The 12527-nt window shown below is 68.8% G+C and carries 10 protein-coding genes; 6 read left to right on the top strand and 4 right to left on the bottom strand.

Annotated features, from left to right (window positions below; genetic code table 11):
- Positions 1 to 2641: serine/threonine protein kinase (locus GX414_06720; GenBank protein NLI46783.1), on the top strand; the 2641-nt coding region annotated here is incomplete at its 5' end.
- A 71-nt stretch (positions 2642 to 2712) separates the two neighbouring features.
- On the opposite strand, the gene GX414_06715 is transcribed toward GX414_06720, so the two are convergent.
- From GX414_06715 to GX414_06705, 3 genes are all read right to left on the bottom strand, one after another.
- Positions 2713 to 2913, bottom strand: a complete 201-nt coding sequence (locus tag GX414_06715; protein ID NLI46782.1) for a ferredoxin — start codon at positions 2911 to 2913, stop codon at positions 2713 to 2715.
- Positions 2914 to 2996: 83 nt separating this feature from the next.
- A complete protein-coding gene (locus tag GX414_06710) occupies positions 2997 to 3515 on the bottom strand; it encodes a PAS domain-containing protein (protein ID NLI46781.1) in 519 nt (172 codons plus the stop codon).
- 41 nt (positions 3516 to 3556) lie between these two features.
- Positions 3557 to 6031, bottom strand: coding sequence for a DUF87 domain-containing protein (locus GX414_06705; GenBank protein NLI46780.1), 2475 nt, complete (start codon positions 6029 to 6031; stop codon positions 3557 to 3559).
- A 376-nt stretch (positions 6032 to 6407) separates the two neighbouring features.
- On the opposite strand from GX414_06705, the gene GX414_06700 reads away from it, so the two are divergent.
- From GX414_06700 to GX414_06680, 5 genes are all read left to right on the top strand, one after another.
- Positions 6408 to 6725 carry a hypothetical protein gene (locus tag GX414_06700; GenBank protein ID NLI46779.1) on the top strand — a complete coding sequence of 106 codons (318 nt, stop codon included), beginning with the start codon at positions 6408 to 6410 and terminating at the stop codon, positions 6723 to 6725.
- Positions 6726 to 6813: 88 nt separating this feature from the next.
- Positions 6814 to 8079, top strand: coding sequence for a histidine--tRNA ligase (locus GX414_06695; GenBank protein NLI46778.1), 1266 nt, complete (start codon positions 6814 to 6816; stop codon positions 8077 to 8079).
- A 4-nt stretch (positions 8080 to 8083) separates the two neighbouring features.
- Positions 8084 to 9844 carry an aspartate--tRNA ligase gene (gene aspS, locus GX414_06690; GenBank protein ID NLI46777.1) on the top strand — a complete coding sequence of 587 codons (1761 nt, stop codon included), beginning with the start codon at positions 8084 to 8086 and terminating at the stop codon, positions 9842 to 9844.
- The gene (locus GX414_06685; protein ID NLI46776.1) at positions 9834 to 10820 is read left to right on the top strand and encodes a cyclic nucleotide-binding domain-containing protein; all 987 of its coding nucleotides are present in this window, start codon (positions 9834 to 9836) and stop codon (positions 10818 to 10820) included. The genes aspS and GX414_06685 overlap by 11 nt, the downstream gene beginning before the upstream one ends.
- Positions 10820 to 11512 (top strand): hypothetical protein, encoded by a 693-nt coding sequence (locus tag GX414_06680; GenBank protein NLI46775.1) that lies wholly within the window; start codon positions 10820 to 10822, stop codon positions 11510 to 11512. The genes GX414_06685 and GX414_06680 overlap by 1 nt, the downstream gene beginning before the upstream one ends.
- A gap of 113 nt (positions 11513 to 11625) precedes the next feature.
- On the opposite strand, the gene GX414_06675 is transcribed toward GX414_06680, so the two are convergent.
- Positions 11626 to 12527, bottom strand: a 902-nt coding sequence (locus GX414_06675) for a DUF1565 domain-containing protein (GenBank protein ID NLI46774.1), incomplete at its 5' end; no start/stop codon positions are given.

Raw genomic sequence — 12527 nt, 5'->3', positions numbered from 1 at the left:
CGCGGCGCCGCCGGGCGCCTCGCCGCCGCCGCCCGGGCGCGTGACGGACTTCGCGCCCGGCGACCGGGTCGGTCCCTACCGAATCGTCCGCACTCTGGGCGCCGGCAGCATGGGGACCGTGTTCCTGGCGGAGCAGGAGGAGCCGGTGCGGCGCCTGGTCGCCATGAAATTCATGTTCCGGAGTTCCCCGGACCCGTCCGTGATCGCGCGGCTGCAGGCGGAGAAGCAGGCCCTGGCCCTGATGAACCACTCGGGCATCGCCCGGATCTACGACGCGGGCGCCACGCCGGAGGGGCTCCCCTACTTCGTGATGGAGTACATCGCGGGCGAGCCGCTGACGGCGTACTGCGACAACCGGAAACTGCCGCTGGCCGAGCGCCTGCGGCTCATGATCCGGATCTGCCAGGCGGTCCAGCACGCCCACCAGAAGGGGATCATCCACCGGGATCTCAAGCCGTCCAACATCCTGGTGCACGAGGAGGACGGCCGCCCGGTGCCCACGATCATCGACTTCGGCATCGCCAAGGCGGTTCAGCAGGAGCAGGACGCGGCCGCGACCCACGACGTGACCCAAACGGGCGGCGTCGTGGGCACGCCGGCCTACATGAGTCCCGAGCAGATCACCCTGGGTGAGGACGTGGACACCCGGACGGACATCTACGCTCTGGGCATGACCCTGTACGAGCTGCTCACCGGCCGGGGCCCGTTCGAGTCGGAAGGCGCGAACCTGTACGAACTGCTGTTCGCGCTGCTGGAAAAAGCGCCACCCCCGCCGGCGGAGCGGTTCCGGACGCTGGGCGCCGAGCGGGCCGAGGCGGCGGCCGCGGCCCGGCGGACATCGCCCCGGGCGCTCCAGCAGGCCCTGGCGGGCGACCTGCGCTGGATCGTGAACCGGGCCCTGCAGAAACAGAAGCAGGACCGCTACGCGTCCGCTTCGGAGCTGGCGGCCGACCTGGAACGTCACCTGCAGCGGCAGCCGGTGCTGGCGGCACCCCCCGCCGGCTACCGAGCCGGCTGGTACCGGTTCCGGCAGTTCGTCCGGCGGCACACCGTGGGCGTCGCCGCGTCGGCGGCGATCCTGCTGCTGCTGTCGGGAATCACGGCGGTGTCGGTCCGATACGCAGTGGTCACCTCGCGCCAGGCGCGACAGATCCAGACGGAGCGGGACCGCGCCGAGACCATCACCCGGTTCCTGCTGGACATCTTCCGGTTCGCCAATCCGTATGACGCGCGGGGGGGCGAGATCACCGTCCGGCAGCTCCTGGACCGCGCGTCGCGGCGCATCCGCTTCGAGCTCGACGCCCAGCCTCAGCTCAAGGCCTCCCTGCTGGAGGCGGTGGCCAGCACCTACGCCGGCCTCGGCCTGTACGCGCCGGCCCGGATCCAGCAGGCCGAGGCGCTGCGCATCGTCGAGCGCGAGCTGGGCCGCGGGGATGAAACCACAGCGGCGGCGCGGGGCCGGCTGGCGGACATCGAACTCAAGGCGGGCAACCTGGCCGCGGCCGAGCGGCAAGTCACCGCGGCCCGCCACGCCATGGAAGCCCGCGGGCTGACGCACGACGCCCGGTATGCCGCCATCCTGCAATCGCTGGCGCTGCTCCGCAAAGAGCAGGGCCAATACGCGCCCGCCACGGAACTGCTGGAGCGGGCCGTGGCCATCAACCGGGCCGCCGGGCCGGCCGCGGCCGATGCCGTGCTGGACAACTGGCACAACCTGGCCAACGTCTACATCGAGCAGGGCGACTACGGCCGGGCCGGGGAGCTGATGCAGCGCGTGCTGGATGAAAAGCGGCGCGTCTACCGCCGCGCGCACCCGTCGCTGGCGCAAAGCATCAACGACCTGGCGGTGGTTTGGCTGGGACAGGGGGAGTTCGCCGCCGCGGAGCCGCTGGCGCGCGAGTCCGTCGCCATGTTCCGCCAGACGCTCGGGGACGAGAACCCCGAGCTGGCCCACAGCCTGAACAACCTGGCCTCGGTTCTGGCCAACCAGGGGAAACTGGCGGAAGCCGAAGCGTGCCAGCGGGAAGCCCTGCGGTTGCACGAAGCGTTCCTGGGCCCGGACCACTACATCACGGGCAAGAGCATCTACAACCTGGGTTTCATCCTGGATGGCCGGAACGACGCCGAAGCCGAACGCCTGTACCGCCAGGCGGTGGAACTCCTGCGTCGCACCGTCGGGCCCGGCCACGTCGAGGTGGCCACCGCCCTGCACAACCTGGCGGCCAACCTGGACCGCCAGGGGAAGTACGCAGCGGCCGAAGCGGCCAGCCGCGAGGCGCTGGCCATATTCGGCCAGGCCGTCGGGGAGGCGCACCCGCTGTTCAGCGTGGTGCAGCGGGGACTGGCCCGGATCCTGCTGGACCGCGGCCGGCTCGACGAGGCCGGCCGGCTGCTGCGCGAGGCGGCGGCCCGGCTGGAGACCGCCTTCGGTCCGGATCACTGGCGGGTGGCCCAGGTGCGCAACGACATGGGTGAGTACTTCTGGCTAACCGGGAACCGGGTGCAAGGCGAGGCGATGCTGCGGGAATCGTACGAGGCGCTCCGCGACAAGAAGGGGCCGGAAGACTACGACACCCGGATCGCCGCCGAGCGCCTGGCGCGGGTGCTCGCCGCGACGGGCCGGCCGAAACCGGACCGCTGAGCCGGGCCGGGCGGGACGCCGCCACACATCGCGTGCGATGGGCGGTAGCTTCTCCCCCTTCCCTCGCCGGATCAGTCGTGATCGAGCGTGATGGCCTGGACGGGGCAGGCGTCGGCGGCTTCCTGGGCCCTGGCGGTCACACCCAGCGCGGCGTGGTCAGGGTGCCTGGCCACGGCCACGTCGCCGTCCATCTCGAACACCTCGGGGCACAGATCCGTGCACAGGGTGCAGCCGGTGCACAAGTCGGGATCCACGTACGCGCGGTTGCCCATGGCGGCCTCCTCGTCAAAACATCGGGATGATTGTAGCATGACCAGGCCCGGCGCCGGACGAGCGCGGACGGGACACCGACCGGTCAGCTCTCGTCCGGGGGGATCGGCTCGATCTTGAGCAGGACGGACGGCCCCAGGCGCTCGGTGGAAATCCAGAACACCGGCCTGGCGCCGCTAGGGATGCGGTTCACGTCCGGATAAGCGGGAACCCGGTGGAGGGCCCGTCCCGTGGCGAAGGTCTCGTTGATGCTCCCGCGGATGGCGCAACTTCGGCAGTGCACGGTCCGGCCGCAGCCGCCGGGCTCGCGGGCATGGCGACATTCCAGGGCGTCGCCGCCCAGCAATCCCTCGAGGGCGGCAGGATCCTGACCTGCGAGGTCCCCAGCGGCGGTGTTGGCAGCGTGGATCCGGCCGTCGTCATCGACGAGGAACACCGGGCCGTCCAGCCGGTCCAGATAGGCCCGCATGGGCACCTGCCGGTGGACCAGGAGCCGGTCCGTACAGTCGGGGCACACGCCGTAACTGACGGGCGCGTCATCGGGAACGCCGTTTTCCGGAGCCGTCAGTTCCCGATTGCACCAAGCGCAGTGCATTCTCACCATGACTTGCGTCGCCCCCCGCCGCCGATCGTTCCACCGGTCGGCTACGGCCGGACCGGGACCCAGAGCAGAGTGAAACCCAGCACCTGGATGTCGGTCTTCTCCAGCCGGACCGGCAGCGTTTCGATTTCCTCCACCCGTCGGTTCGCCTCCTGCTCCAGCCGGGCGATCCCCTCGGCCAGCTCCTTCTCCATGGCGGCGACATCCGCCTCGAGATCCTTCACCAGTTGCGATTTAGCCTCGACCGACTGCGCGCTGGCGGCGGTCATCCGGCGCTTGCTCATGGCGCCGGAGAACGCCCGCCGGCTGCGCGACCCCAGGAACATCCCCAGGATGCTCTCGCCGGCGCTGATCAGCTCCTCGTTGCGCCGCGCGGCATGGGCCTGCTCCTTGTGGGCCAGTTCGATCCGGGCGCGCTGGAGGCGGTCGCCCAGCGTGTTGAGCTTCTGCTTGTAGCGAGTCTCCAGCGTCCGGACCTTGGCATCGACCTCGTCGTCGGCGGCCGCACGGCAGCGGGCGACAAATCCATCGCGGCTCTCGCCGGGTTGCGAGACCAGTTTCAGGGCGGCGTGGCGATGCAGTTCGATGGATTCCTCGCGCCACACGTCCTCGAGCACCGATTCCGTCAGGGCCGCTTCGGCCTTCCGGTCCAGCCACGAGGCCGCCACCGGAGCGAAGCGGGCACCGGCGGCGGGCGGCACCGACAGCGGGGCGCCGGCCCAGACGGCGCCCAGATTCTCCCAGACCGGTGTCGCGGCGGCATCCAGCGGACCCGCGGCGCGGTAGAACTCCTGCTCGGCGAAGAAATGGTGACGCTCCTCGTCGAAGACCGCCTTCACCCGGGCCAGGACGTACGGCGCGTAACGGAAGGGCAGCGCCTGGGGCACCGCGATTTTCGGAAACAGGCTCTTCATCTCCTCGTAGTGGGCGGAGCCCGGCGCCAGGTACACCCGCGGCCATGACGGAAAGATCTGCGGCTCGGCCGGCAGGTCTCCCTCCAAGACAGTGGGGGCAAACGGGGCGGGTGCAAGCGGCCCGGCGACCGCCGGTGCCGCTTCTGCGGCCGGCGGCGCGGCCACTCCGGCCGCCGCGGCGGGCGCCGGAACCGGGCCGGCAACGGACGGCTTCTGCAGCACACCCGTCGTGTACAGCGCCGCCACGTTGGCCAGGCTCATGGGGCCGGCCAGGTAGCTCATGGCCCAGCGGGTGGTGATGAAGGCCAGTTCCGCTTCGTGGACGTTCTTCACCAGGAACTGCCGCTTCTGGAGCGCCGACATGGCCGCGTCGGTGTCGGCGCGGCCGGGCCCGCCGCCGGCCAGCTCGAGGCCGTCCAGGAGGCGGGCCTTGTCGCCCTCGGCCTGGAGGCGGCCGATGAACCAGGTGCCCATGTTGGTGAGTCCCTTGTAGTCCACGTCCACGGGGTTCTGGGTGGCCAGCAGTACGCCCACACCGAACGCCCGCGCCTGTTTCAGCAGGGTCATGAGCGGTCCCTTGGCGGCCGGGTTGCGCGGGTAGGGCGGCGCGTAGCCGGCGATCTCGTCGAAGTAGAGGAGGGCGCGCAGGGCGTCGGAGCCCTGCTGGCGCCGCATCCAGGCGACCATCTCGTTGAGCACCGCAGCGACGACGAACATCCGCTCGGCGTCGCTCAGATGGGCCAGGTAGAAGATGTTGCACGGCACCCGGCCGCTCCGCTCGGCCAGCAGCGCGTCCATGGCCAGGGGCGAACCCTGGCGCCACAGGGCGAAGGAGGGGGCGGCGACGATGCCGTTGAGGGTCATGGCCAGCTTGCGCCGCTGGACCGGCGGATACAGCTCGTCCACCGGAAAGATGCCCAGTTTGGTCACGGGCGGCGACTGGATGGCGCCCAGCAGCGACTCCATCGTCACCTCGTGCCCCTGGCTCCAGAAAAACTCCAGGATGTTGGCGAGCAGGATGTGCTCGGGGCTCTGGATCGGATCGGCCTCGATCCCCACCAGCCCAAGCAAGGCCGATGCGGCGCCGCTGACGCGGTCGGCGCGCCGCTCCGGATCGGCCAGGTCGCCGCGATCCGGCTGGAGCATGCTCAGGACGTTCAGCGGCTCGCCTGCGGACGAGCCGGGGGTGAAGACGCGGAAGGCGGCCAGCTCCCGGAGCTGGTTCAGCCGCTCGGGCGCGACGGTCCACTTGGCCAACCCGTCGCGCCACGAGGCGGCGGTCTCCGCCGCCAATTGGGCCGGCTCGCACCCGCGCCGGCGCGCCTCGGCCGCCGAGACCCAGGGGGCGAACGCCGTCGCCTCGAACCCGGGGAACTGGAGGCACAGGTTGGCCAGGTCGCCCTTGGGATCGAGGATGACCAGCGGGATCCGCTGCAGCAGCAGCTCCTCGAGCAGGACCAGGGCCAGGCCGGTCTTGCCGCTGCCGGTCATGCCCACGATCAGGCCATGAGTGGTCAGATCGTCGGGATCGTAATGCCAGGGTCCCTTGGGCGCGCCGCCGGGTGCGTCCAGCGAAGCCCCAACGTACAGTTTGGCGTTGGCCACGGGTCACCTCCCTCGGAATCCGGAGTTGTCGACTTCTCAGTCTATCCAATTTTTGACCGGCAATAAATCAGAAATCACACCGACCCCGCCGCGAGCGGCCAGCCCAATGATCCGCTCCCCGGTCACAGAAAGTGTCGGGTCAAGCCGGCAGGTTTTCTTACCACACCCGCAGTTGTGATATAATGCTTTTTACAAGCGCTGGGCTGTAGGTGATGTCGCGGCGTCACCTTCGGGAATGGCGGGGACTCCGGCGAACCGCTCTCGGACAGGTTGCAGTTGGCTGTCCGGAATCTTTCTCCGGCGGAACTCATCTGAGATCGGAGAAGGAACGGCGGCGAAAGCGATCGGCTGAAACTCCAACTCACTGGATTCTCGTATGTCGAACAACTGGAAGGTTCAACGGAAGGAAGGGCGGGTGTCCATCCGGGTGCCCATGACCATGGAGTTCATGGACGAGCAGGACACCATCCGTTCGGTGGCCATCATCGCGGAGAACGTGTCGCGCAAGGGTTTCCGCTTTTCGTTCGAGGATGCGGACAACCCGCCCATTGAGTTCAAGGTGGGCCGGGAGTACGAAGTCAACCTGTCGTTCGGCCGCAAGAAGGTGAAGGGCATCATCGCCATCGTTTGGAAGAACGGTGAAATGCACGGGGTGTCGTTCGTCGAGCGGGAAAAGGGCTGGGTGGTGAACTAGCACCGGCCAGTCCGGACGCCGCTATTTGTTTTTTCCCATTGTTTCCTATACAATACCAGCTTTCGGATTCCACCCTTCGAGGTGCTTCATGATCACCTGCGTGCGGGGCACCCGTGACATCCTCCCCGACGAGATCCACCTGTGGCACCTGGTGGAGCGGGAGAGCGCCGCCATCTTCGACCGGTACGGCTTCGAGGAGCTGCGACTGCCCATCTTCGAGGTGACCGAGCTGTTCGCCCGCGGGATCGGCGACACCACCGACATCGTCGAGAAGGAGATGTACACCTTCACCGACCGCAATGACCAGTCACTGACTCTGCGCCCCGAGGGAACGGCCTCGCTGGTGCGCGCCTACATCCAGCACCAGCTCTACAAGGACGGCGGGACCCGTAAACTGTACTATGCCGGCCCCATGTTCCGCTACGAGCGGCCGCAGAAGGGCCGCTACCGCCAGTTCTACCAGATCGGCGCCGAGGTGCTCGGCCCCGACAGCCCCGGCGTCGAAGCCGAGGTCATCGATATGCTCATGCTGCTGATGGACCGGCTGGGCATCGGCGACACCCGCCTCTGGATCAACTCCATCGGCTGCCCCACCTGCCGGCCGGCCTTCCTGGCCGTGCTGCAGGAGCGGGAGCAGGCGGCGGCCGGTCGCCTCTGCGCCGATTGCGTCCGCCGGATCGCCGTCAATCCCCTGCGGGTGCTGGATTGCAAGAACCCGGACTGCCAGGACACCATCAACACCCTGCCGAGCATTCTCGAGTACCTGTGCCCGCCGTGCCGCTCGCACCACGAGCGGCTCAAAAAGCACTTGGGGCTGCTGGGGATCGCGTACCACGAAAATCCCCGAATGGTCCGCGGGCTGGATTACTACGTGAAGACCACCTTCGAGATCACCTCCGGCGCCCTGGGCGCCCAGAATTCGCTGCTCGGCGGCGGCCGCTACGACGGATTGGTGGAGCAACTGGGGGGGCCGCCCACTCACGGCTTCGGCTTCGCTCTCGGCCTGGATCGCTTCGTGCTGGCCCTGCCCGAGGCGGTGCGCGCCGGTTCGCGGCCGGTTCCGGACGTCCACCTGGCGCCGCTCGGTGAGACGGCCCAGGAACTGGCCCAGGTGGCGGCCGCCCGGCTGCGCCGCGCAGGCTTTGCGGTGAGCCAGGACTTCCAGGACCGCAGCCTGAAGAGCCACCTGCGCCACGCCAACCGGCTGGGCGTGCCCCGTGTGGTGATCATCGGCGACGCGGAAGCCGAAGCCGGCCAGGCCGCCCTGAAGAGCCTGATCACCGGCGAGCAGATCCTGGTGCCCCTGACCGAACTGGAGGCCGTCCTCCGGCAGCAGCCCGCCGAGAAGGAGTGACGCAATGAGCCTGCGCACGCACACCTGTGGCGAACCCGACCTCGAGCTCGTGGGCCGGGACGTGACCCTGGCGGGCTGGGTGCATGCCCAGCGCGACCTCGGCAGCCTGCTGTTCCTGCAGCTGCGCGACCGGTACGGCCTCTGCCAGGTGACGTTCTATCGGGACCGCGACGCGGCGCTCTATGAGCGGGCCGCCGCCCTGCGGTCGGAGTTCGTCATCCGCGTCCGGGGCCAGGTCGCCGCCCGCACGCCGGAGAACGTTAACCCGCACATGCCCACGGGCCGGGTGGAGGTGGTGGCCGACGAGCTCGAGGTGCTCAGCCCGGCGGAGCTGCCCCCCTTCGAGATCCAGGACGAGGTCCGGGCCTCCGAGGAGCTGCGCCTGAAGTACCGCTACCTCGATCTGCGCCGCGCGCCCATGACCGCGAACCTGGTCCTGCGGCACCGGGTGGCCCTGGAGATCCGGCGATACCTCGACGCGCAGCGCTTCCTGGAGCTCGAGACGCCCTTCCTGACGCGTTCGACGCCCGAGGGCGCCCGCGATTACCTCGTGCCCAGCCGGATCCACCACGGCAAGTTCTACGCCCTGCCCCAGTCGCCGCAGCTGTTCAAGCAGCTGCTCATGATCGCCGGCCAGGACCGCTACTTTCAGATCGTGCGCTGCTTCCGCGACGAGGACCTGCGCGCCGACCGCCAGCCCGAGTTCACCCAGGTGGACATCGAGATGAGCTTCGTCACGCGGGAGGACATCATCGCCCTGCTGGAACCCATGATGCAGCAGGTGTTCCGCCTGGCGGGCGTCGAGGTGCCGGCGCCGTTCCCGCGGATGTCCTACCGCGACGCGATGGACCGTTACGGCTCCGACCGGCCCGACGTCCGCGCGGGGATGGAGATCCACGATCTGTCGGACTGCTTCCGCGACGGGCCGTTCGCCGTGTTCGCGCGGATCGTCGCCGAGGGCGGCTGCGTCCGCGGCCTGGCCATCCCCGGCGGCGCGAAGTACTCCCGCAAGGACATGGACGGCTTGCAGGACGTCGTCAAGGCCTGCGGCGCCGCCGGCTTGGCCTGGATCCGGCCCGACACCGGCACATGGAAGTCCTCGCTGCCGGCGGCCGTCCCTGACGGCGTGAAGGCACGCGCCTTTCAGGCGGCGGCCGGCGCCGCCGACGCCTTGGTCGTCCTCGTGGCCGGCCCCTACAAGACCGTGAGCGAGGCGCTGGGCACCCTTCGCCTCCACGTGGCGCGACGCGAAGGCTGGCTCGACGACCGCGACTTCCGCTTCCTCTGGGTGGTGGACTTTCCCATGTTCGAGTACGACGCGGCCGACGGCCGGTACTACGCCTGCCACCACCCCTTCACCGCGCCGGCGGATCCCGCGTACGCCGATCCGGCGGCGGCGCTGGCCCAAGCCTACGACCTGGTGCTCAACGGCACCGAGATCGGCGGCGGCTCCATCCGGATCCACCGCGAGGATGTCCAGCGCAAGGTGTTCGGCACCCTGGGCATCGGTCCGGCCGAGGCCCAGGAGAAGTTCGGCTTTTTCCTCGAGGCGCTGCGCTACGGGACGCCGCCCCACGGCGGCATCGCCCTCGGCCTTGACCGGCTTGTCATGGTGCTGGCCGGCGGCAAATCGATCCGGGATGTCATCCCGTTCCCCAAGACCACCTCGGCGATGTGCCTGATGTCCGGGTCGCCGTCGGCGGTGGCGCCCGACCAGCTCCGCGAACTGCACCTCGCGATCCCCGGAGGTGGCGATGAGCAGTGACATTCAATTCCTGAAGCAATCCGAGCTGTTCAAAGGGCTGCCCGATTCCCTGCTGGAGGACGTGTACCGCCGCGGCATCATTCGCCGCCTGGGACCGGGCGAACTGCTCTTCCGCGAAGGTGAACAGGGGTTCAGCCTGTTTGTGATCCGCGGCGGCGTGGTGGAGATCCAGAAAGCCAAGCCCAATGACGCGCCCCCCGCCGTGGTCGCCTACCTCACCACCGGCGAGTGCCTGGGGGAGATGGCCCTGATCACCGGCCGTCCCCGCTCGGCCTCGGCCCGGGTGCCGCAGCAGGCCGAACTGCTCGAGATCCCGCCGGAGGCCTACGAGGAGCTCATCCTGAGCAACAACTTCTTCCTCCGGCGGCTTTGCGAGCTGCTGGCCTGCCGGCTGGAGAGCGCCGACACGAAGCTGGCGTCCAGCCAGGCGGGCAAGGAGCTGCGGGGCAGCCTGCAGTACTTCGACGTCGCCACCGTGATGCAGACACTGATCAACTCGGGCCAGAACGGCGTCATGGTCATCGAGACGCCCGACAAGCGCCGGGCCGAGGTGGTGTTCGCCGCCGGCAAGGTGCTGTATGCCAAGATCGGGGTCCTGGAGGGCGAAGAGGCTTTCTACCAGATCTTCCAACACGACCTGACCGGTGAGTTCATCTTCCGGGGCGAGCAGGTGGACTCCCTGAACTTCGAGACGCCCATAGAAAAGAGTCCCATGAATCTCCTGCTGGAAGCCATGCGGATGAAGGATGAACTGCTGGTGTTCACCGCCGAGATCTCCGACTTCACCCAGGTCTTCCGGCCGACGCGCCCCACCCTGGACTGGGACGACGAGGAGACGCTCGACAGCGCCCTGCTGATCTGGATGAAAATCACCGAAGGCGCCAGTCTGGCGAAGATCCTGGCCGACGTGCCGCGCTGCACCTACAACACCCTGGCCATCATCCGGCGGATGCTGGACCAGGGGCTCATCCGCTGATGCCCGCCTGGCTCAATCTGCCCAACGCTCTGTCCGCCAGCCGCGTGGCGGTGTTGCCGTTCATGGTGTATGCCATGGCCGGCTCCCACCGGCTGCTGCTCCTGGTCCTGGTCGGCTGGGTGGCGCTGAGCGACTTTTTCGACGGGCTGGCCGCCCGCCGGCTGGGCCGGGTGTCGGATCTGGGGAAGGTGCTGGATCCGGCCGCGGACAAGATCTGCGCGCTGGTCCTGAGTGCGGCCCTGGTCCTGTACACCGATTTCCCCACGTGGGCCATGGTCCTGCTGTACGTCAAGGATGGCCTCATCGCCCTGGGCGGCTGGCTCATCTCCCGCCGGGAGCGTGTGCCCGTCGTGCCCAACTTCTGGGGCAAAGCCGCGGTGTTCGCCGAGATGGTCGCGTTCTTCGCTTACGCCTTCGACCTCGAGCCGCTGCAACGCGACGCCCTCTGGGTGATGACCGGCTTCGTGGCGGTCTCGTTCGCCACCTATGCCGCGATTTTCGTGGAAGTGGCGCGCGGCCGGCGCCGCGTGGCCGACGTCGTGGCCGCTTACGGCAGCTACGGCCTGCCCCGGGGCGACCGGGCCCGGGAACGCCGGATCCGGGGGCTGATCCTGGCCCTGTGCGCCGCGCTGCTCCTCCGGCTGGTCTGGCTGATCGCCGCCCACTGGGCGGCGTTGCGCGTGTTGCCCTGAGTCATGGGCTGTGCGACGGCCGGCCCTACGCGCCGCCGCCGCCCCCCTGCCCCGCCTGCCGTCCGCAGGATCATCGCCACTCCAGGCGGACGTGTCCGCCCGGCGAGCGCCCATCAATGGTCGTAAAAAACCCCGGTGGGTGAGGCGATGTCCACCCCTCCCTCACAGACCGTGCCCCAGCTGGGGAACGCGCTGTCCCATCTGTTGAAGCGGAGTCCGATGGTGCACTTGTCCTCGATGAAGAGGTCGCAGTGGTGGTTGCCCATCAGCACGTTGCCGCCGGTGCCGTAATACAGCCCGCCGCCCAGGTCCGGGTCCGCTTCCGCCCCGACGAACACGCCGATGGTGTTGCCGGTCAGCGTGCAGTCCGTGATGACGGTCCGCCCGCCGATCAGCTTGATCCCGGTGCCGGCGCAGTGCAGAAACCGACAATCGTTCACGCCGATGGTGGTATCGGCGTAGATGCCGTGCCCATGCGGGTTCATGATGGTCACGTCGGCGATCAGCCCCCGGTTCTCGCCTGTCACGGCGCAACTCTCAGCGGGGCCGGACGACGTGCTGCCGCCTAGGATAAAGACGGAGCGGGCGTCCGCGCCCCGGATCAGGACACAGTACTTCAGATAGATGGGGAAATCCTCGCCGCTGTCCTCGCTGTAAAGCCCGGGCAGCAGGTAGATGGTCCAGCCCCGGTCGGCGACGGTCTGCGCCTTCCGGATGGTCTTGAACGGCCGGAGGAACGACCCGTCATAGACCGAATCCTGGCCGATGATCGGGCTCACGTAGATGATGTGGGAGTTCCGCCACGGCAGGATGTCGTGCACCGCGGGAAGGGTGGAGAACAACCGGCCCTCGATCCGCAGGGCGGCGGCCGCCATGGGCTGGGACGCGGTGATCTTCACGAAGCCTTCCAGCTCGGTCACGCCGGGGAACAACGAGGCGCCGGTCAGCAGTCCCACAAACTTGCCGTTGGCGGGGACAGGTACGGTGCGCGTGCCGACCACACCGCCGTCGGCGT

This window comes from Acidobacteriota bacterium (assembly GCA_012517875.1).
Lineage (GTDB): Bacteria > Acidobacteriota > JAAYUB01 > JAAYUB01 > JAAYUB01 > JAAYUB01.
The sequence above is the reverse complement of the archived record's forward strand: the minus strand, read 5'-3'. Positions and strand labels throughout refer to the sequence as shown.